This is a genomic window from Planctomicrobium stercoris, assembly GCF_051465655.1.
In the GTDB taxonomy this organism is placed as follows: Bacteria; Planctomycetota; Planctomycetia; order Planctomycetales; family Planctomycetaceae; genus Planctomicrobium.
Genome location: NZ_CP195791.1, coordinates 3,498,611 through 3,519,001, shown reverse-complemented (window position 1 = coordinate 3,519,001; position 20,391 = coordinate 3,498,611). Strand labels below are relative to the sequence as shown.

Genomic DNA, 20,391 nt, shown 5'->3' with positions numbered 1-20,391 from the left:
TGACCGAACTGAAGTGAAGTACCAGAACAAGGGGCGGGGTACGGGTAGTTACTGCGCATTGTTGATGTGCCTGAATGTCAGGTTGATGCGCTCGCCGATGTTCTCCCTGGTCTTCGGGACTTCGTGCTTCCAGAACTGCTGCATCGTCCCGGCCATGATGATGAGAGTGCCGTTGCCAACCTGGAAGCTCCTCGTCTCCCTCGACTTGTTGTGTTTGATTCGAAATGTCCGGGTCGCTCCCAGGGACAATGATCCGATGACGTTGTCCATCTCCGGTTCGTCGTCGGCGTGCATCTGCGTGATCCGAGGTGGGGGATCTCCTCTTGATCTGGCCGGGATGGATGATGAACGGCTCGCTCTGGCCGTGGCAAACTGCAAATACCCGGTCTGGGTGGGGATCGGCCACGAAATCAATCTGTGTGTGCTCGATCACATCGCTCATACCAGCCACAAGACACCGACAGCGGTCGCGGAGGCGCTGCTGAGTCGAGTTCGACAAGTCGATGACCGACTGCAGCTGGCGAGCGAGAGGCTCACTGAAACGGTCGATCGACGGCGAGATCTCGCCGAAAGAGAACTCAAGCTTCGGGAAAACGGATTATCCCAGGGAACCCGAAAGCAGCTGCAAATCCAGGCAGAACGGTTCGGACGGTACGTCAGTCACCTGGAGACCGTGCTGACGGAGCAGGCCGCCCGGCATGAGGGACGGTTTGAGCGTTCGGTAGCGACCCTGCGGGAACGAACCCGGAGTTCCCTGGAACGAGCTGTGGAGAAGCTGGACGGTGCGGAACAGTCGATCCAGATGAATGTGGAGCAGCGATGGGTGGATTCGCAAAAAGTTCTCGCGCGTGCTCAATGGGGACTTCGGGAAGGTGTCCGCAAGCAGATCACCTGGATCCAGGAGCGTCTTCAGCGGCGGGTTGAGCGCGTGCGTGCCTCGATTCGACTCCAGACAGACCAGAAGTCCAGTCGACTCGATCACAGCAGGTTCCGACTTCAGACGGCATCGGCTCGCCAGATCCAAAAGACGGAAGAGGGGCTGGTCAGCACTCGGCTGAGAGTCCCCGTGGCCTATCAGAACTGCGTGTTGCGGACATCGGAGAATTTACGATGGCGGGTTCGTTCGCTGATGAAGGTGATCCTGTTGTTCGAGCAGTTGGAAACGGGGCTCCGAAAGGTCCGTGCACGCGTGCAGTTCCGGAACTTTGACGCCCGGCGGGAAGTGGCAGACACTCGGCTGCTGGAAAAGCAAAGACGGCTGGAGGCCATGCGTCCGGAACAGCTGTTGAAAAAGGGCTACACCATCAGCCGCACCACGGATGGGCAGGTGATTCGCAGTACGAGCCAATTGGCTTTCGGTGAGGAAATTTTGACGCAGGTCCACGATGGAACCGTGACCAGCCGGATTACAAACGTGGAAAGCCGTTCCGATGACTGAACAAGAACTGACCGCCATGACCTACGAAGAGAAGGAGCAGCGGCTGGATGAAATTTTGAACCGGCTGGACCGCTCTGAGACGCCGATGGATCAGTTGTCCTCTGAGGCGAAGGAAGCGGCCGAGCTGATCATGTCGATGCAGGCGACGCTGAAATCGACCAAGGCCGAGCTGCAGAAGGTGTTCTTGGAAATGGACCGGCAGAAGGAACAACTCGATTCGGCTGCAAGTGCAGACCGCGATTAAACAGAATCGGAGTGTTCAGCCATCAAGCAGGACCGCACTTCGCGATTGGATGAATTCCGGTGAGCACAACCCTGCCGTTCCTTCGGGCAACGCGAATGGGGTGATTTCTAATTATAGAACGCTGTCCTCAATTGTTTGAGGTCCGTTTCGCTGTTGTTCAATCATGCTCCGTCTTGAATTCTTGATGTTTCGCTGGAGTTGACGTGATCGACCCTTTGCAACTCTGTTCGAGAAGAATCCTCGATCACACCCGACATGCTGCTTCAGGTTTTTGATGAACGGTAAAGCGGAACACCAGCATGCCGGTGATGACATTGAGAAAGCATGAATACTGTTGTCCACATCAGGACATCAGCTGGAGCTTTTGCTATCATCACCCGCCATCCGGGCTCCATTCGGGAGGATGCCAACATGCTGATTCGCGGGAAGGGATTAGCAGCCCGTTGAAGTTGGCATGATTTGGAGTTTCCGGGGTGTACGTGGTCGCTGTGGGGTCAATTGCCAGTTGATGTCTCGGAACGCCATCGGATGAGCTGTCCTTGCCTGGAGCGATCGCAGGCGGTTTCTCAGAGCGGCCCAGAGCAGCGTGCAGGTTCCCCAGAGTGCCAGAATGGCCCGGATTCCGCCTTGCAGACCTCTGGGTTTGCCAATTCCGAACGCTTTGAGCATGAGCAGGCCCAGGTTTCTGGCTGCAGCCACGATCAGGTAACGCTTGTTGATCTTCTCCAATCCTCGCAGCCACGTTCGCCTTGCTCCGCCGGTTTCACACACATGGGCGAAGCTGCGTTCGACCTTCTCGCTGCGTTGACGCTGCAGGTCCTTTCCCTTGGATCGACTCATCCGTTGACGGTTGTTGAGCACTGCCTGTTGCACTTCCACTGGTTTGTCCGTCCACGTCCGATTGTATTGTGAGTTCGGTTCCGGGATGTACGTTCGCAGTCCCAGCTGCGTGGCCTGCGTGATCGTCTCGTTCTTGTGATACCCCTGGTCGGCAGCAACCTCTTCAATCTCTTCCGGACTGCCAGCGAGAATCACGTTCTGCTGGGCATTCACCACGCTTTCGATGAACGTACTGGCATCACTTGCTGTTCCATGACACACCGTGGCGGAGAGGATGAACTCGCTCTCCAGGTCGATCACATGTTCGGCCTTATAGCCCAGATGAGTGCAGCCATCCTTCATCTTCACGATGCGGGAATCGGGGTCTGACGAGGATTCCCAGTCGGTATTGGAGACCTTCTTCTTCCCCTGCTGATGCCGGGCCTTGTCGAACTTCCGCAGGTCATCGTCGCTGGGGGTCTCTCCCTCTTCGATCAGCCCTTCCTCCTGCATCAGGCGTTTGAGGAATTCCTTCCAGTCTTCTCCCGAGTCCTTTCTCACGATTGTTTTCATGGCGGCGTTGGCCTCCAGCAACGTGGAGTCCACACCGGTCGCTTTGAGTTTCATCAGGCCGTGTTCATCGATGATGCTGAGCACCAGCTGGAACACCTGCTGGTGAATCTCCAGCGGGAGTCGATCACGAATGCGTGTCAGGCTGCTGTGGTCCGGGGTCTCTTTCCCCATCGGAATGCCCAGGAACCTTCGCAGCGAGAGAGAATCTTCGCACCGCCAAGCGATGCCACGCTGGGAGTCGATCCCTTCAAAGTACCCGACCAGCAGCATGCGGAAGTACACGCCCGGAGGGATCGACATGCGACCTGTGCTGGCATAATACGGGGAGCAGAGGTCCTCGAGAACCTTGTCGAATCCCGCCTTGGCCAGCACCTGATTGAGCTTGTCATAAAAGACATGCCCCGGTCCTCTGGAGAGATTCGCTGTCGGAGTCCAGAACTCCTGCTGCTGCGACTCCTCCCGCTTCCCCAACGCCATGGACCACCCTCCCTGAATGCCTGAAATCCGAACCACCGGCAATCTACCAGACCTGTCAAGCGAAGAAAGGAAATTCAACGCGCTGCTAGGGCAACGCAAACCGCTGTTCGCGGACTGGTCGATACCGCTCCCTCCAGAGTGGCGTGGCGAGGGGGGAGTGACGCTCCGGGACATCATCACCCGAATCGTCCGTGAGCAGGTGCAGGCATTTCGCCGACGGCAGGAAGACCGTCAGGGGCTCAAGGTCCTGACGTCCCGGCAGATTGCAGACGCCGCGGAAACAGGCCGGATTACGCTGGGTGAGAGTGAAGTCGGCCTACAGCCGGTCAATGAAGAAGCTGCCATCGGCTCTGCTCTCCAGGCATTTGAGGATGGGTTGTTTCTCGTGGTCATCGACGAAGTGGAATACAAGGAACTCGATCGGCAGGTTCCGATTTTGGAAGACAGCCGAATCACCTTCTTACGACTCACTCTGCTTGCGGGAGGTTAATGTGCTCAGCCAGGAAGCCGCCGACAAGATTCTCAGTCAATGGAAAGTGGAAGAGTCTTCTGAGGAAGGGGTCGGAAGCGGGGCTCCCACGAGATTCCTTCCGCAGTATCTCAAGCTCCCGAAGAAGCTCCGAAAAATTGCCTGCGGACTCTATGCTCTCGATGAGCAGGGACAAAAATTGACGGAGGATCAGGAGGACCGTGAGGAATCGTTCCGGGAGCTTCTCGCCCTAGCTGCCAAGGACCGATCACGGATTCTGTCCATCCCGTTTCCGAAGCTGGCTTCCGCACTCGACAAGACATTCGTATGGCAACAGTCAGCCCCCTTTCAAGGATGCTATGAACGGAAAGGGTATCGGGCGCCACAAGTTCCCGAAGTGGCATTAGCACAACAATACTATTTATTGCGGGAATTCTTGAGGTTTGCAGAGGGCTATCAGCAGGAAATTCTCACACCTGCCTGGTGCGCTGTCTGGGCGCCTTATGCCAGAATTCGATGGTATTCACTGGAATCACAGGTCGTCCCATTGTTGGCGGCAGTGATCAACTCCGGCGGACGCGAAGCGGATGAAGTCTTCGAGATCTTGCTGCAATGCGGTCGCAATGAACATGAGTATGGCAGTCTCGGGCGGCACGTTGTGGGAGGATTGCTGGCTGCCGACAGACCGGAAGGCTGAGAGTTTGTCGAAAGACTGCTGCTCGCGGCGCAACGTCAGGAAGGACTGCGTCAGGTCATTCTGGAAACGGTCGATCTGGCTCACCCGGAAGCATTTCAACGTCTCCTCAAGGTCATTCTGGAACAGGATCTGGCCCGCTTCAGTGCCATCACGCGTGCACTCAATGTGTGGCTGGGGTATGCCTGGGATTCCGAGAATACAAGGCTCATCAATCAGACGATCCGGCAGGTCAGCCTGTTCCTCGCTGATGAATCGGCCCGCAAGAAAGCCGCTGCCGGTTCAGATCCCGAAGCGGCTTATCTCGCACTCTGGGCGATGTCGATCTTCGATGCGACCGATTCGATTGCTCCCGCCACGAAGTTGCTGCTTTCAAAACAGGTGGAACTGCGGCATGTCGCGGTCGTGCACTTACGCCACCTCCAGTTGCCCCAGTTGACGACCTCTCCCTTACGGCGGGTTATGGACGATGAGGACCTGCGCATCGCTTACCTGGCAGCGACTGCCATCGGCGAAGCCGACGATGCAAGTGACGACCAGTTCGAACGTTTCGAACGGTTGATCTCGCGGCTTCCAGCCAAGCCGGAGGTTCTCCCTCCGCTGGTCTGGCCCTGGTCACAGGTGAAAGTTGATCGTTCGCAGGTGGCCAATCTCTTGGTGGCATCGCTGCAAGACCGTCCCTTTTCCCGTCTCGTCTCCTATTTGCCCATGCTGAATCCCTGGGCGCGAGTTCGAGTTCTTGCGTGTTTCGCAGACAATCCGAACTGGCATCTGGACGTCCGGGAAATGGTGATTCGGCTGGCGGGGGATTCCTCCTCCGACGTCCGCCGGGCAGCGCTCCAAGCGTTGGAGAAGATCACGCTCACCAGCGAGGAGTCTGAGCAGCTCGAAGGATTGCTCACACGTCAAGCGGCTGATCTCCGGAGTGGTGTGATTCACCTGCTCGTCAATTTGCCGGACGAAGCGGCTCTCGCCAGTGCCGATCGACTGTTGAGCTCCAAGTCAGTTCCCCAACGTCTGGCAGGTCTGGAACTGGTGCGAGGAATCAAGGAACAGGAACGTTCTGTCGACGAATGCTTATCCCGTGCCGCGAGTTATCGGGAGGGACGTAAGAAGATCACCAAGGAAGAAGAGATCCACCTCGATTCCATTCAGGCAAAGACATCTTCGACCGCAGGACTCTCCCTGGAAAACGGACTGGGGTTGTTCGACCCCTCACAGCTCTCGCCCGGTCAACCGCCGAAGGAAAGGAAAGTCGCCTTCTGGACGGAGGCTGCGGAAAAATCGTTGCTGGGATTGGATGAGCTCATTCATTCTCATCGGGAGACCCCCATCACGATTCACAAGAACACCGTGCTGCTGGGAACGGTGACCTGGGGGTTCCCCTTTGTTGGAAGAACTCGTCCTGGACTTCGCGAACTCCCGCTTCGTCAGGTGCGGGAGGACTGGGTCAAGAACCGTCCGGCGAAGTTGCGAGACAAGGATGGATTGGAACTCTTAAGAGCGAAATACGCTGTCGAATTCGCCGAGCGTTTTGCGTACTCATCCGCCAAGTCCTGGCTGGAAGGTTCTGCTGAACGAAAGCGGATCGGGGATCTGGTTCGATTCAAAATTCCGAAGCTTCGCTATCCCGGTCTGGTGAGTCGATTGCTGGAGTGGACGCTCGTGATCGAACCTCCCCGTGGGACAGTCGATTATCTGATGGACTGTGTGGAAACGCTCGCCTCGAAAATCGCTCCTGCAGACCTGCAGGCATTGCATCCCGATCACGCTCGACCAACCGGGAAAAAGATCTATTCTCGCTCTATTGGAAGCGTCGACGATCTCGAGGACTGGCGAAAACAATCGCCGGTGTCTCACTGGTGGCGTCTGCTCCTGTCTGAATGCTCTCTTCAGGAGTTGGAGCCGACGCAGCTGCAGCGAGTCTGGAAATTTGCGTGCTGGCATGATCGTCCACATCCTGGAGCGATGCGAAATCGTTCCAGTGACGCAATCCTCTTTCAGGCTTACCGTGCGCAATTGGCACATCTGGCGGATGTGGGGGACGCACTCCTTGGTCCGCGAGAGCCGGATTCCCATCATCGCCAGTTCTGGTTGCTGAACAGTTTGACCAGTCGTCGTCTGGAAAAACGTGACTTAGAGTTTCTTCAGGAGTCTCCTGAAGTCCGCGAACTGCTGAATCGCGCTATCGCGAAGATTCTGGAAATCGAGTTGATGCGGGGAGATACTCCGACGATGGCGACGCGGGCCGCCCTGGATATCGCTTCGCTCAACGGAATCGACACTTTGCGTCGGATCCTGGCGACACTGGGAAAGACAGGATTCAAAGTTGCGCACGCGTATGACCGTCAGGGGCATTTCTCGGAAGTGCTGACACACTTGGCTTCTGTCACCTATCCGGCGGAAGATGAATCTCCGGAGCAGTTCCGTGAGGCGATGAAAGCAGCGGTCAAGGCCAGGGAGTTCCCGGAAGAACGTCTGATTCAACTGGCGTTCCTGGCCCCGCAGTGGGTCAAGCATCTCGAAGAATATTTTCGCTGGCCGGGCCTGTCTGAAGGGATTTACTGGTTTCTGGCACACATGTCGTTTCTGTGGGGATCGAACGTGGGAGAGAAGGCTGCGGAAGGAGCCGGAATTGTCGATGAAGCCCCCGAGGTGGATGCCTCTGCCGTCAACGATGATTCGGATTCCTCCAATGCTGACGCTGCGGAAGAAACCGATCCCGAAACAACCCCGGCAACTCCGCCCACACCCCGCCTGACTCCGTGGCAGCGTCTGATTGTGGAACGAACGCCATTATCGCTCTCGGATCGAGAAGCCGGAGCTGTCGACGTGGCGTGGTTTCATCGTGTTTATGACATGCTGGGGCCCAAACGCTGGCAGGAGCTCGCCCTGGCGGCACGATTCGCTTCAAATCCCGCACAGGCGAGAAAAGCCCAGTCCATTGCCGATGTCCTGCTGGGGAAAGCGGACTTAAAAGGACTGATCGCCGGAATCGAACAGCGGCAGCTCAAAGACAACGTCCGCCTGCTGGGGCTCTATCCCCTTCCCAGTGGAGCCAAACGCGATGCGGAACTGAAGCGTCGATTCCACATTCTGCAGGCTTACCAGCGATACGCCCGCGGATTGAGCCGACTCACCAAACCGCAGGCAATGCAGGCTCTCGACACGGGCCTGAAAAATCTTGCCGCGACAGCCGGTTATGCCGATCCGATCCGATTGGAATGGGCGCTGGGCGCCGAGGAGTTGAAGGATCTCTCCCAAGGACCGGTGACCGCGACCAAAGAGGGGGTCAGCGTCACGCTGGAATTGAACGAAGCCTCTCAACCGGTGCTCTCATTCGCCCGTGGAGAGAAACCACTGAAGTCCGTTCCCGCCGCGATCAAGAAGGATCCGAAGATTGCCGAACTGTTCGAACGATCCAAAGACATCAAGCGCAAGGCCTCCCGGCTTCGTGCTGCCCTGGAGCAGTGCATGTGTCGCGGTGACACGTTCAGCAACCAGGAACTCATCTCCCTGATGACTCACCCGCTTGTTGCTCCACTCCTCCAACGACTGGTCCTGGTGGGAGACGGAATTCTGGGATACCCCGACCATCAAGGAAAAGCACTGCGTGATTTCTCCGGAAAACTCGAGCCGGTCAAGAAGGGGGAACTGCTGCGGATCGCTCATCCGGACGACTTGTTTCTGGCGAAAAACTGGGCGGACTGGCAGCGAGACTGTTTTCAGGCGGAGCGGATTCAACCATTCAAACAGGTCTTTCGCGAGTTATATGTCCTGACCAAACAGGAGCGGGCAGATCGGGATGCTTCGCATCGGTATGCCGGCCAACAAGTCAATCCCCAGCAGGCCTACGCTCTCTGGGGGAATCGCGGCTGGAACACCGGAGACGGTGTCTTTAAAACCTTTCATGACCTCGGACTGACCGCCCTCGTCGATTTCAACCACGGCATCACGACTCCATTGGAAGTCGAAGGTCTGACTTTCGATTCCATTCGCTTCTCTCAACGGAAAAATGAGCAGGTTTCGGAATTATTACTAAAGGACGTGCCGCGCCGCGTTTTCAGCGAAGTGATGCGGGACTGCGATCTGGTGGTCAGTGTTGCCCACCGGGGAGGAGTCGATCCCGAAGCAAGTGCCAGCACCGTGGAGATGCGGGCCAGCCTGGTCAAGGAAACCGCGCAGCTGATGGGCCTGAAGAACATCCGGATCAAAGCGAACCAGGTGCTGGTGGACGGCAGCTTGTCGCAGTACAGCGTCCATCTGGGAAGCGGCAGCGTCCATCGTCTGCCGGGAGGATCGGTTTGTATTGTGCCGGTACACGCCCAGCACCGCGGCCGCCTGTTCCTCCCGTTTGCCGACGATGATCCCCGTTCCGCCGAGGTCCTTTCGAAAGTCCTGCTTCTCGCCCGCGATCAGGAAATTCAGGATCCCTCTATTTTGGAACAACTGCGAGCATAGCCCGATCAAATGTGCGATCAGATGGCCGATGGCACGTTCGCCCCTGTCAAAAAGAGGATAACGAAGTCGGGAAGACCAAGAAGGGCAAAGGGAACAAGAGCATGCTGATGGCGATGGAAGGCCTTCCACTCTTGGCGTTGATCACTTCGGCGCGATCGTGCGGATAGGCTGCCAGTGCGTCACGAAAAGCGTGACGACCTCATGAAATATTTCGCTCAACTAGCATGCCTGTTCACCAACTAAAATGATTTTGGAACTCCCTGTCCTTGAACACAAACAGAAACGCTCTGGAGTTCGATGTCTGCGCAGTGGCTAACTTCCCAAAGTCCTGCCGATGATGAAACAGATGCCAATCAGGAACGCCGCTATGACCGATGCTGCGGCCATGTTTCCCTTCTTGATCTCCTCCACAAAATCAATCCGCGTCTCCACGATGTCGAAGAGTTTGTAGCCGATGAACGAAAGGATGATTCCAATGATTCCAAACGTCGTGGCAAACAGGACAGAATGCAGCAACGATTCCCACATAGTCGTATCTTTCAAGTTGTTGGGTCAGAGACAGTTCTGAGGTGATCCGGTATGTCTTCGACGGAGAGCGGCCGAATCCGGTCGCTCATCTTGATCCTAGACGAGGCAAAGAAGCCACCGCACAGTGCCTGTGCCGCACAGTGCTGACAGCACTCCATATACTCGTTTTTCCAGTCGGAAATGCTTTGGCGTGCAAAGGGCCACAGTTCCTGGTTGAGTAGACAAAGCTGATGGTTGTAGATGGACACGACCATGCCTGCCTGGTCCAGTATCTGGACTGCCTCCATGAGTTCCGGCTGGTAATCCGAGGGGTCGATCCAGAGGGCCTCCAGATTCATCCGCACATAGCCCATGTTTTCCAGCCCCATCAGCGCGACATGCTCGACAAACGGGAGATTTCGAGCGATGAATCGGGCCAGTTGAGGCAGCCGTTTGATCGTTTCTCGATGCAACACAACTCTGACTTCCACGCGCTGACCGCAGCGCTGCAGGTTCATGATTCCTCGCAGCGTCTGGTCAAAGGCTCCTTGGGCCTGGACCACGAAGTCGTGTTTGTGCGCGATGTCTGAGTAGAGCGGAATCCCGATCATCAAGTCGGGATGCTCCAATCTCTCAAATTCCTGGCAGAGTGAGACATAGTTGAACATTCTTCCATTCGAAAGCAGATGAACCGCCGTCTGGGGAAGGTGGTCCTTGCATTTTCGCAGGATTTCGAACAGAAGGTCCCCCAGCAGAGTCGGCTCACCGCCGGTAACCCCGATTTCTGGGGTTTCCGGAGACATCAGCGGGATTGCTTCCAGATAGGCTCTTGCCAGGAACCGGTCATCCCCCCGTTTGGGTGGCTGGGAACACATGATGCAGTTGGAATTGCATTGTTCGGTCAAGAGCATCGAATTCGTGTTCGCATTCCGACGATACATGACCCAGATTTCCCCGGCACGGGGATTGACCCGAATAACATCTCCCGGTGAAAGATGATCCAACCGAGCCGGAAGCAGAATCGTTCTCATTCCAGATCGAACTTGGCCGCTGTCGGGAGTCTTCTGCAGACAGAGACGCGGACTCCCCTGCTCGTCCGCGTTGAAAGCATCCAGCAGCAACGCATCTTCTGGAGTGGCTGCTGCGGAAGTGATGCGGACGACGAACGGATCTTCGTCCCACAAGTCGCGAAAGTGGGCATTGAGATGGATCATAGAACGGTTCCTAAATCCATGATCTCAGAATGGCCGCTGCGGAAGGATCATCCTCTAGAAGCTGAATCAACTGCCGGAAGATGCCCATGTTCTTCTGGCAGAACCCGCTCGTTGGCTTGAACCCCACGAGGTCACCTTGCGTGGCGTGGTGGTAAACGGGATCGCTCCCGCAATACGGCAGGAATCCACAATCGCTGCACATCGGCATCGCCTCCGCCATCGTGGCTCGAATCATCTCGACGAAGCGTTCCGTAGACAGTACCTCATCGAACGATTGCTCATGCAGGTTCCCGAGTCGAAACGTTTGATCACCCGTTTCCGCCAGCATGCGTCCCTCATCAGAGGCGTAGATGTCGCCGTTGTAATTGAAGGCCAGCACACTGATTCCGATCCCGGAGGGGGATTGCAGGTCGACATACCCCGTCGGATAGGGAGTGAGCATTTTTCTGAGGATCAGGCTCGCATACTCTTCCCGAATCGGAATGCCTCGTCGGTTCCATTCCAGAAGATGCGCCAGCCCCTGGTGATAGAATTCCAGCCATTGGTCCGTCTGGTAGCGACTGGCCATACCCGTTTTGACGGCAAAGCCGTAAGGGCTCAGCGGTCTGAGAAAAATGGAGTCGAATTCCAAAGCGACGTACTCATCAATGATCTCCCGGACCTGTGAGAGACTCGCCTCCGTCGTCGTCATGAGTGCCGCCACACGGTCTGCTCCCAACGACTCCCGGATCCGGCGAATCCCATCCATGGTGAGTTGATAGCTGTTGGCACCCGGTCTGGGGCGGTTCCGGTTGTGCAGTCCTTCTGGACCATCCAGGCTCGTCGAAAAGTCAATTTCGTGGAGCTTGGCAAACTCCAGGATCTCGTCCGTGAGGTAGACGAGATTCGAGGTGATCACATACTGAATCTGCCGGCCTTCGTGTTGGTTTCGAGCATTGACTCGTTCCACGATGGCTCGGATCAACTCAAAATTCAGCAGGGGCTCCCCTCCCTGAAACTCGACCTTGAGCGTGGGCGAGGGAGACTGGAACATGAACTCGATCGCCTTTTCGGCGGATTCCGGACTCATGTCGAACGCGTTCTTATCCGTGGACTGCCGGGACACCTGACAATACGGGCAACTGTGATCACATCGTAAGGAAACGATGAACAGAAACAGTCCGGTGCAGTTCGACAGAAACGCCTGTTTCGTGCGGTATTTAACAGACAGCAGATCCAGCGCCACGGTGGAGTCGCCATCCACCAGAAAATGTTTTGCTTTCAGCTCATCATATTCCGGGCAGTTCTGAGGCAGCTGGTGTCGAATGAACTCCTGCAAGCGTCGCTCCGGCAGAACGAAGTGCTCCCCGACAAAGTTTGTCACCACATAGCGCTCAGAGTCCAAACGAATGAATCGGAATGGCAACAACGAATAGGCGGCGGAACGCCCGGTGCGATAATGCGTTTCTGGAGTGAAACGGTCGTTGAGGATTGGAAGGAACTGCATCTTTGGCCCGATGAAAGTCGTCTGCGGCTACTGGGGGAAATCGGGGGTTCCGATTCCGAGTGGATCATCCCGAAAATCTGCCGTTTCTCCCCTCTGATCCAGCAATGACACAGGCGAAAAGGCCTGCGCCAGCAGCAGATCACACACGCGACCGGTTTCTGCCGCGACCACTTCCCGGAGTTCCTGGTCAAGGACTTCCCGCTTGAGGAGAGTCACCACATGGTCGCCCTCTTCCGGCGTTGCAGTGTTGAGATGGACCTGGCAGTTCCCATCGCTGATTGCAATGTCGAAAGTGGCTCGATCACTGAGGCGATAGCAAGCCTTTTGAATCGCCGTCAATCGGTAGCAGGACAGGTCGAAGCTGAGTGTCATCATGTGGGAGCTCATCGAAGCGAATTGACTCCTACTTCTTCTGAGACTGCCCATGAGGTTTTCTTGTCAGGTCCGTGACGGTGCCGTCCGGTCCCTGAATCCGCACGACTTTCTTCTGGCTATCCAGCTCGATCACCTGATATCCGCTGAATTTCATCCCCTTCTCGACAACAATGTTCTTGTTGAAATCATGATCCTTCAGGATCGCTCGGACGACATCATCGACCGCGGCGATGTTTAGCAGCTCGAAGCGAAACTCCGGATGGGTCATGTCGACAGGAGTCGCCACCGGTTCGTCTTTCGGACGCGTTACCACCTGCCGTGGAGGCGTGATGATGTTCTGCTGCGGTTGTGGCTCAACCGGGTGGATGGTGTCCTCCTCAACTTCAGACGTCAAAGACCGTTCCAGCCGATCATCCTGATCCTTGGAAGAGATCAACGGCTGAAATGTCGATCCCGACTTCTTGGGAACGTACGGCTTTGACTTCTTCGGTGGCGGAGACGGTTCCCGATCTTCACTGCCAGAAAACATTCGAGAGCCACTGGAGGGATCGGAGGAAAATCCCCGGCTGGATCCGATGCTGGAGGAGACATGGGACCGGTGAGAACTATGGGACCGGTGCGATGAGTGAGACCGATGCCCCTTGGCCAGCAACTGTGAGTTTCCATGCGATGGAGTCAGAATCAGAGGCGCAGCAGTGTTGGAAGAGTCCGACTTGAAAATGATTTCGGATGCACTGGAGATGGAGTGATCCAGGATTTCTTTCAAGGGGCCAATTTCACTGACACTGGCCTGCGAGTGGTTCAGGAGCGAGAGCGCTGCGGCAGCCACAGTTCCGACCCGCAGGGCAAATTGACGCCATCCACCTGGAAAGAACTCGTTCTTATTCATAGCACGGCCCGTACTGTCCCCTGTTGATGTCTCCGAGATAATAGTCCCACAGGACTGTTTCGGTAAAGTGAGCGAATCTGCCTCGCTTCTGGTATGAAAATCCAAAGCGAACCAAATTGCTGCCTCGACATGCTCTGACCTTGGAATGGGCTAACTGACCTGCGTTGTGGATGGAAAGAAATGAAGTCGAAATTCCGCTTTGAGCGGCTCTGGAGTGGATCAGTTTCCCGTCGCACACGATCAGATGGCAAGCGGTAGCACCGACCCTAAGATCGGGAGCGTTGCCGAGTGTTTCGTCCGATTGGCAGACAGGATTCTAATTCCGGAAATAGAATTCCGTGTGTTCAGATTGAGCCAGCCGTCACTAGACGGCCGAGTTTTCGCTGATGAAGAGCAACGCAATCCGGCAGAGATTGGCGGAGTTTCGTCAAATGGGCCAAGTTTCTACGATCTGCGAAACCAAATTTTCTCCTCAGTTGCTGGGATTGAAACATGCTACTTGAGCGGGCTCTCCAAATTCTGCCGGAAATTCTGGCAACGTCCGGTTGCCCGGAGGACAACTATCAAAGTGGCGCCGTCGGCGTATTCAGCTTGGCTCTGATGCAAGCGATGCAGGAGCGAGGAATTGCATATCCACTGCGATGCCTTCAGTTCCAACGGCCGTTCCGGGAGGCAGCTTGGACAGGAAGCGACTCAAAATCACTTCGCTATTTTCGAAGCGACCTGTTCTTGGACCTGACTCGACTTGGAAGCGATGAACGCGGACTCCTCGAAGCTGGCCAGTCCCAGCAGAACTGGGTCGAAGTTCAGATGTTTAGCGCCCGAACCACGGGGTCGGTGAATAATCCACTGCTGCTCAGAGCTCTGCTGCGAATTCTGACACTTGTACCGACCACAAACGGCGCGATGAAACAGGCCGTTCCGCCGTCGCGGTATTTATTGCATGTCTATCCTCACCGAGACAACTCGAAGGAATTCGACCCTGGACGGTTTCTTTCTCTGGCGCGGCAAAATGGTGCACAGGACAGGCTCCCCAGAGAGTGGATTGCAGGGCTGCTTTCCACTTCCCCGATTCAGCGACTGAATTGGGGGCTGATCTCAAAGGACAATAGGCATGGAACGCTCGATGTCGTCGACGCTCAGGCGGGTGAAGTGATGGTCAGCTTTACCGCTCGCACCACAGAGGTAACGACTCCGGACGCGTTCACAGATCGGCAGCGATATACCTGCCTGCTCTCTCAGATTCAGGAGGTCAAGATTTGGAGTTCAGGAGTAACTCTCTCTGCTGACGAGCACGGGAACGTCCATTCGACGTCCAGTTCTGAGAAATCGATCCGAGAACTCCGAGAGAAAGTTGCCAGCTGGATTCATGTGAAGACGAAATCCGAGGAGAGGCTGCCTCGGAAGCATGAGTTGGAGTGATCGTTTTCACTGAGGCGTCCCCGCAGCATGCGGATCAACCAGTCATTGAAACCGCAGACTTCAACCACGGCAATGAACGCTTCGTCGCGCTGAGCACACCGCCGCGTCAGCTGGTCGAAGAACTCCAGGACCTTCTCCGGCTGAGTAGACACCTGACGAGCGAGGATGCCATCCCCCTGCTGGTCGCGAAGTGAGACAGTCAATTGACGGGCGTGTTGATCAATACCAAGAAAGAGCATGACGCGGTTCTCCTGTGAGAAAAGAGTTGGGAATATCCCACACTGGGAAATTCCGCTCCCAATCGCAAATACTCTTTCATCGATATCAAAGTGGAGAAGAAAGATGACGGGCTCGTGTTTGATGAACTAGAGGGCCTTGCATAACCCTGCTTGGCAAGCGAGTTGCGTACCGGTTTGAGCGAAAGGAGTTTCGCTCATGCCGTGTACACGGAAGATTGATCTGGTTGGGAACACGTATCTCTCGGACGCACAATGGGATCGCATCAAGCATCTGATCCCGGAACCGCTCTCGCAGCCCAAGGGAGGACGGCCTCCCCACTCGCAACGAGCCTGCCTGGAGGGGATTCTGTTTGTACTTTTGACAGGCTGCCAATGGGAGAAATTACCAAAATGCTTCCCTTCCCCGAGCACCTGTTGGCGGCGTTTCGATGAATGGACTCGCTGGGGCATTTTTGAGGGGCTGTGGTATTCGTTGTTGATGGAACTGGAAGACCTGCAGGGGATCGATTGGAAAGAAGCGGCTGCGGATGCCTGGTTCGTCCGGGCCAAAAAAGGGGGGACCAAGTCGGGAAGACCAAGTGCGGTAAAGGCTGCAAAGTGGTCGACATCGTTGATTCCGAGGGAACTCCCCTGGGAGTCTACTTCGCAGCGGCAAACAAAAGCGAAGTGAAGCTGATCGAGCCGCTGCTGGACAACATGCAAATTCCCGGCAAAGCACCAGACCACCTATTGTACGACAAGGCTGCTGACAGCGATCCGCTCAGAAAACGGCTGATGGAGAAGCGTGGAACTGAGCTGGTCTGCCCTCATCGCAAAGGCCGCAAGCGGAAGCCGACACAGGATGGTCGGTCGGTTCGGAAGTACAAGCGTCGCTATACGGTCGAGCGAACTCACAGCTGGCTGCACAATTTCCGTAGAACAATCATCCGCTACGAAACAACAATGCTTCGCTACTCCGGATGGATCCACCTGGCCTGTGCTCTTATCACACTCCGACGGTTATGAAAGGCGCTCTAGGCGGTATGGACATTCATCTAGCGTTGGAGGGGGAGAATTTGGAGGATGTGGATTCATTCAGAAGGAGCTGAAGATGAGTCGACATCGTCATGAATTGACGGATGCACAGTGGGAGAAGATCAAAGACCTGTTGCCTGGCAAACCAGGGGATCCGGGACGAACAGGAGTGGACAACCGTTTGTTTGTGGATGCGGTGGTGTTTGTCCTGAAGACGGGGATTCCTTGGGCCGACTTGCCGGAACGCTTCGGCAACTGGAATTCGATCTGGAGACGTTTCGATCGATGGAGTGCCAAGGGAGTCTGGGAGAAGCTTTCCAAAGCCTTGTCCGATCCGGATCTCACGGAACTCCACCTGGATTCCAGCAGTATCAAAGCTCATCCGGTGGCCTCGACAGGCCGACGTCAGAGAAATGAAAAAAAGAAGATGCCCACGCCCGAAGATGCCTGGGGAGAAGTCGGGGAGGATTGACGACGAAGATGCATGCTGCCTTGGATCGGAGCGGAACATCGCTGGTCCGGTTGATTCTGACTGCGGGTCAGCGTGGTGATGCCCCGCAGGGGAGGGAGCTTTTGAATCAGATGCTCCCAGGGACAATCGGCCACGTGGTGGCGGATGCCGCCTACGACAGCAACGCCCTTCGTGAGCAGATCGGGAAGCTGAAGGCGAAAGCCTGCATCCGTCCGAACCCTCGCCGGAAGCAGAAAAAGCGATACAGCAAAGATCGGTACAAACACCGCAACGTGATTGAACGGTTCTTCTGTCGATTGAAACGATGCCGCCGAGTGGCGACCCGCTATGAAAAGAAAGCCCGCAATTTTGCAGGCTTTCTCTGGCTGGCAGCATTCCTCACAAACAACTTTTGAATGTCCATACCGCCTAGTCGCCTTTCGCTGGTGCTCGCCTGAATCTCCTAGGTCGGGGACCACCCTCCGAAATACAAGTTTGCCCGTCAGGACCAGTGGCCGCAGCTTTCCAGAGACGATGCTGATCACATCTCGAAAATTTAATGTCCTGCCAATTCAACAATCTGTTCGGATCCTTATGTGTACGGCGACACGGCGTTCAGGACAGCCCTCCCCGCTTCTGTGTGATTTCCTTCGTGTCGCTTGCTTTACATGTGAAGAGATCGTGTGAGTTCGGGGAGACTACAGGCAGTTTTGCTCTGTTGAAAGGTCGTTAGTTTGCGGGTTCCCGGCTAACGCCGGAGGGCGTAGGCCAGTACCCGGAGGGCAGCTTCTACGAACAGGCTGCGGTCATTACGGGAAGTCAGCGCTGATCCGGTCGTTCGCTTGAGGCCACTCATGTACGATTCCACCAGCCACCGCTTCCCAGACCCCTTTGCCTTTAACTTCTCCTGGGTCATTTGTGAACGGTACTTCCCATTCATCCCTCCATCCGTGCGATGCACTGCGGGCTTGATCACGCTCTCCACCTGCCAGTCCTCCCGGCAGAACTCATGCACCCATTCGGCATCGTAACCGGCATCAGCGAAGAGAGTCTTCGGCTGGGAACTGGTGGCGGCTTTGGCGAGCACGTCGGGGACTTCCGACTTGTCGTTCCCCGGTCCCCAGCTCACCGCCAGTCCACTGGGAATCAGCGATCCGACCAGCACGCAGACCGAGAGTTTCACGTATTTCGTCCGCTTTTTCCCACTCCGAGACTGAAAGTGAGCACTGGCCGCAGTCGTCTCCATGCCGGTGGAATCGATGGCGGCTTCTTCTGCATCCAGCGCAAACTTCTGCACCAGTTCATGCAGCATCACGTCCACGATCTCGAGTACGCTGGAGCGATCGGCGAACTTCTTGAGTGTCGAATAATGCGGCAGCATGTCCAGCCCCAGGCGTTTGCGGACAGCCTCGGAAACTTCGAGGAACTCGATCAATCCCCGGTACGTGGTTTTGAGGTAAGCCCTCAGAATCAGGCACGTGAGGAGTTGCTCCTGCGTGAACTTCTGAGGGCTGTTGCGATGCGAATACGGGGCCACATACTTGCGGGCGATCCGCAACGAGAGGGAGGTGACTTCTAGCAGAATGTTTGTCCGTGATGACTGACTCATAGACGGCTTGTAGCGCATCCAAATTCAAACTTCAAGAACACTTTTCAACAAGGCAAGGCAGTTTCAAATCATGTAAGTCGTTGAAATGATTGGCAGGCAAGTTGCATACCATGTGTGTCAGAAGGAGACACACATGATCATTTCCCTGTCGAAGTGGCCGACAGTACGCCGGCAGAATACGACAGGTTCCAGGACGGCACCGCCACCTTTTCTTGATGACTGCCAATGGTTTCTGATCGCAGACCTGTTCCCGCATCCGCCCATCACCGGTGCGGGTGGTCGCCCCAGAGTGCTCCCCCGGGAGTGCCTGGAAGGGATTTTATGGGTCTTGCAAACAGGGGCTCGTTGGAAAGATTTACCAGAGTGGTATCCCAGTCCTGCAACATGCTGGCGACGGTTGTGGGAGTGGACAGAGGCGGGCATCTGGCTGACAGCCTGGAGCCGATTGCTCTGTGAATTGGATGAATTCCAGGGGATCAACTGGGAAGAAGCGATGGCCGATGGCACGTTTGCCCCGGCAAAAAAGGGGGTGAAGCCGTTGGCAAGACCAAGAAAGGCAAAGGAACCAAGATCATGCTGATGGTGGATGGCGAAGGGATTCCGCTTTCGGCGTTCATCACATCGGCCAACCATGCGGAGGTCAACACGGTGGAAACCCTGGTCGACACCTGCCTGTTGGGGAAGAGAGCCCAACGGTTGTTGTCTGACAAAGCAGCCGATGCGGACTGGCTGCGGAGCAATCTGGCGAATCGTCAGATTGAGCTGATCTGTCCGCATCGCCGAGGGAGAAAGAAGCCAGCGACCCAGGATGGCCGGCCTTTGCGGAGGTACTGGAAACGATTCAAAGTCGAGCGCACGATCAGCTGGCTGTTCAACTGCAGAAGACTGACAGTGCGCTACGAATACTATGACCATCTATTCGAAGGTTTTGTTCAACTGGGATGTCTATTCACCATCATTAAGTGGTTTTGAAACTGCCTGTAAACCGGAAGGATGAATTCACCAGTCACTGGACAACCGACCAGCGCGTAGGCGTCCTAACGCGACGATTCCGGCTGAAATTTCTTTCGACAGACGATCAGTTTTGACGGCTGTTCAATCCGCACAATGACGAAAAATGACGACGTTGCATCGTCCTACTTCGCAGAAGTGATTCTGGCTAGAGTGTTTAGATCAACTGCTTTAAGTCGGATGGAGACGTCCGAGTTTGTCATACGTCTTCGAATTCAATTGTAATGGTAAAATTTCCCAAAATTTCGAGGCCAATTCCGCACCCCGGACACATTAGTAAGGTAGACAGTCGGCATTCTCCGTCGTCACACATCTGAAGATGGGTGGATTGAGCAGGAAACACGTCGGCCGTCACTATCAAGTTTTCAGTACTTGAAGGCCGTGGAAGATGTCGAGCGTCCGTCCAGAATTAGAAGCTGCGTTTCGGGGCGATGCTTCCAGTGATGCCATGCCAGAAGAATCGAGTGATGACCGGCAACGCGAGCAGTTCGTCTGCCTGGTCACTTCGAATTACAACTCGCTGTATCGCTTCATTCTTTCATTGGTTGGCAATGTTCATGCTGCCGATGACCTGATGCAGGAGTGTTGCCTGCTGCTGTGGCGGAAATCGGGTGAGTTCGATCTTTCCTCGGAAAGCTCGAATCTGAGTTTTATGCGGTGGTCGCGTCGCATTGCCGTCAATCTAGTGCGCAACTTTCATCGCCTGCGTCGCCCACAATCTTTGTCGTGGGGTGACGCCTTGATCAGTCAAATGGCCAGTGTTCATACCGGCGCCGAAGAATTGCTCGAACTGCGAAAGAATGCTTTGCAAGACTGTCTGCAGAAGTTGTCTGCAAGCGATCAGGAATTGCTGCACGTTTGTTACGGGACGGGGACAACAATTGATGCGACAGCTGACCATCTCAAACGCCGCCCAAATTCGCTGTACAAGAAACTACGACGAATTCGTCGCGGTCTATTTGACTGCGTCAATAAGTCCCTTGGTTTGGAGTAGTTCAA

20 protein-coding genes and 2 pseudogenes are annotated in these 20,391 nt (G+C 55.5%); 13 read left to right on the top strand and 9 right to left on the bottom strand.

Annotated features, from left to right (window positions below; translation table 11 throughout):
- Nucleotides 1-48: 48 nt before the first annotated feature.
- Complete coding sequence (locus tag SH661x_RS14290) at nt 49-294, bottom strand: alpha-ketoglutarate-dependent dioxygenase AlkB (RefSeq protein ID WP_437222601.1); 246 nt, start codon at nt 292-294, stop codon at nt 49-51.
- A 4-nt stretch (nt 295-298) separates the two neighbouring features.
- Here SH661x_RS14290 and SH661x_RS14285 point away from each other — a divergent pair, with 4 nt between their 5' ends.
- Nucleotides 299-1,438: an exodeoxyribonuclease VII large subunit gene (locus SH661x_RS14285; protein ID WP_437222599.1), complete on the top strand. Its 1,140-nt coding sequence runs from the start codon at nt 299-301 to the stop codon at nt 1,436-1,438.
- The gene (locus SH661x_RS14280; protein WP_437222596.1) at nt 1,431-1,682 is read left to right on the top strand and encodes an exodeoxyribonuclease VII small subunit; all 252 of its coding nucleotides are present in this window, start codon (nt 1,431-1,433) and stop codon (nt 1,680-1,682) included. Before SH661x_RS14285 ends, SH661x_RS14280 begins: the two co-directional genes overlap by 8 nt.
- Before the next feature lie 432 nt (nt 1,683-2,114).
- Here SH661x_RS14280 and SH661x_RS14275 read toward each other — a convergent pair whose 3' ends face one another.
- Nucleotides 2,115-3,551 (bottom strand): transposase, encoded by a 1,437-nt coding sequence (locus tag SH661x_RS14275; RefSeq protein ID WP_437222594.1) that lies wholly within the window; start codon nt 3,549-3,551, stop codon nt 2,115-2,117.
- A 16-nt stretch (nt 3,552-3,567) separates the two neighbouring features.
- Here SH661x_RS14275 and SH661x_RS14270 point away from each other — a divergent pair, with 16 nt between their 5' ends.
- The 4 genes and pseudogenes from SH661x_RS14270 (at nt 3,568) to SH661x_RS14255 (ending at nt 9,175) form a co-directional block, all read left to right on the top strand.
- A complete protein-coding gene (locus tag SH661x_RS14270; RefSeq protein WP_437222593.1) occupies nt 3,568-4,041 on the top strand; it encodes a hypothetical protein in 474 nt (157 codons plus the stop codon).
- A 1-nt stretch (nt 4,042) separates the two neighbouring features.
- Complete coding sequence (locus SH661x_RS14265; protein WP_437222591.1) at nt 4,043-4,717, top strand: hypothetical protein; 675 nt, start codon at nt 4,043-4,045, stop codon at nt 4,715-4,717.
- Between the two features lie 12 nt (nt 4,718-4,729).
- Nucleotides 4,730-7,288: pseudogene (locus SH661x_RS14260) on the top strand (DUF5724 domain-containing protein); the annotation flags it as partial.
- Between the two features lie 6 nt (nt 7,289-7,294).
- Nucleotides 7,295-9,175 carry a DUF4132 domain-containing protein gene (locus tag SH661x_RS14255; RefSeq protein WP_437231206.1) on the top strand — a complete coding sequence of 627 codons (1,881 nt, stop codon included), beginning with the start codon at nt 7,295-7,297 and terminating at the stop codon, nt 9,173-9,175.
- A 312-nt stretch (nt 9,176-9,487) separates the two neighbouring features.
- Here SH661x_RS14255 and SH661x_RS14250 read toward each other — a convergent pair whose 3' ends face one another.
- The 6 genes from SH661x_RS14250 to SH661x_RS14225 all read right to left on the bottom strand — a co-directional run bounded on the left by SH661x_RS14250 (nt 9,488) and on the right by SH661x_RS14225 (nt 15,307).
- The gene (locus SH661x_RS14250; protein ID WP_437222589.1) at nt 9,488-9,703 is read right to left on the bottom strand and encodes a DUF350 domain-containing protein; all 216 of its coding nucleotides are present in this window, start codon (nt 9,701-9,703) and stop codon (nt 9,488-9,490) included.
- 11 nt (nt 9,704-9,714) lie between these two features.
- Nucleotides 9,715-10,896: a His-Xaa-Ser system radical SAM maturase HxsC gene (gene hxsC / locus SH661x_RS14245; RefSeq protein WP_437222586.1), complete on the bottom strand. Its 1,182-nt coding sequence runs from the start codon at nt 10,894-10,896 to the stop codon at nt 9,715-9,717.
- A 10-nt stretch (nt 10,897-10,906) separates the two neighbouring features.
- Complete coding sequence (gene hxsB / locus SH661x_RS14240; protein WP_437222584.1) at nt 10,907-12,382, bottom strand: His-Xaa-Ser system radical SAM maturase HxsB; 1,476 nt, start codon at nt 12,380-12,382, stop codon at nt 10,907-10,909.
- Between the two features lie 27 nt (nt 12,383-12,409).
- Nucleotides 12,410-12,769 carry a His-Xaa-Ser system protein HxsD gene (gene hxsD, locus SH661x_RS14235; RefSeq protein WP_437222582.1) on the bottom strand — a complete coding sequence of 120 codons (360 nt, stop codon included), beginning with the start codon at nt 12,767-12,769 and terminating at the stop codon, nt 12,410-12,412.
- Between the two features lie 16 nt (nt 12,770-12,785).
- Complete coding sequence (locus SH661x_RS14230) at nt 12,786-13,286, bottom strand: hypothetical protein (protein WP_437222579.1); 501 nt, start codon at nt 13,284-13,286, stop codon at nt 12,786-12,788.
- 1,727 nt (nt 13,287-15,013) lie between these two features.
- Nucleotides 15,014-15,307, bottom strand: a complete 294-nt coding sequence (locus tag SH661x_RS14225) for a hypothetical protein (RefSeq protein ID WP_437222577.1) — start codon at nt 15,305-15,307, stop codon at nt 15,014-15,016.
- 196 nt (nt 15,308-15,503) lie between these two features.
- Between SH661x_RS14225 and SH661x_RS14220 the strand changes: the two are divergent.
- The 4 genes and pseudogenes from SH661x_RS14220 to SH661x_RS14205 all read left to right on the top strand — a co-directional run.
- A pseudogene (locus SH661x_RS14220) lies at nt 15,504-15,758 on the top strand (transposase); the annotation flags it as partial.
- Nucleotides 15,759-15,769: 11 nt separating this feature from the next.
- Complete coding sequence (locus SH661x_RS14215; RefSeq protein WP_437222575.1) at nt 15,770-16,312, top strand: IS5 family transposase; 543 nt, start codon at nt 15,770-15,772, stop codon at nt 16,310-16,312.
- 85 nt (nt 16,313-16,397) lie between these two features.
- Nucleotides 16,398-16,793, top strand: a complete 396-nt coding sequence (locus SH661x_RS14210) for an IS5 family transposase (protein WP_437222573.1) — start codon at nt 16,398-16,400, stop codon at nt 16,791-16,793.
- A gap of 8 nt (nt 16,794-16,801) precedes the next feature.
- On the top strand, nt 16,802-17,188 hold the full coding sequence (locus tag SH661x_RS14205) for an IS5 family transposase (RefSeq protein ID WP_437222570.1): 387 nt from the start codon (nt 16,802-16,804) through the stop codon (nt 17,186-17,188).
- 332 nt (nt 17,189-17,520) lie between these two features.
- Here the strand turns inward: SH661x_RS14205 and SH661x_RS14200 are convergent, their stop codons facing one another.
- Entirely contained in the window at nt 17,521-18,381 is an 861-nt protein-coding gene (locus SH661x_RS14200; RefSeq protein ID WP_437222568.1) for an IS5 family transposase, read from the bottom strand.
- A gap of 85 nt (nt 18,382-18,466) precedes the next feature.
- Between SH661x_RS14200 and SH661x_RS14195 the strand changes: the two genes are divergently transcribed.
- The 3 genes from SH661x_RS14195 (at nt 18,467) to SH661x_RS14185 (ending at nt 20,386) form a co-directional block, all read left to right on the top strand.
- Complete coding sequence (locus SH661x_RS14195) at nt 18,467-18,961, top strand: transposase (protein ID WP_437222566.1); 495 nt, start codon at nt 18,467-18,469, stop codon at nt 18,959-18,961.
- Nucleotides 18,847-19,353 carry an IS5 family transposase gene (locus tag SH661x_RS14190; RefSeq protein WP_437231205.1) on the top strand — a complete coding sequence of 169 codons (507 nt, stop codon included), beginning with the start codon at nt 18,847-18,849 and terminating at the stop codon, nt 19,351-19,353. The genes SH661x_RS14195 and SH661x_RS14190 overlap by 115 nt, the downstream gene beginning before the upstream one ends.
- A gap of 427 nt (nt 19,354-19,780) precedes the next feature.
- Nucleotides 19,781-20,386, top strand: a complete 606-nt coding sequence (locus SH661x_RS14185; RefSeq protein ID WP_437222563.1) for a sigma-70 family RNA polymerase sigma factor — start codon at nt 19,781-19,783, stop codon at nt 20,384-20,386.
- Nucleotides 20,387-20,391: the final 5 nt, after the last annotated feature.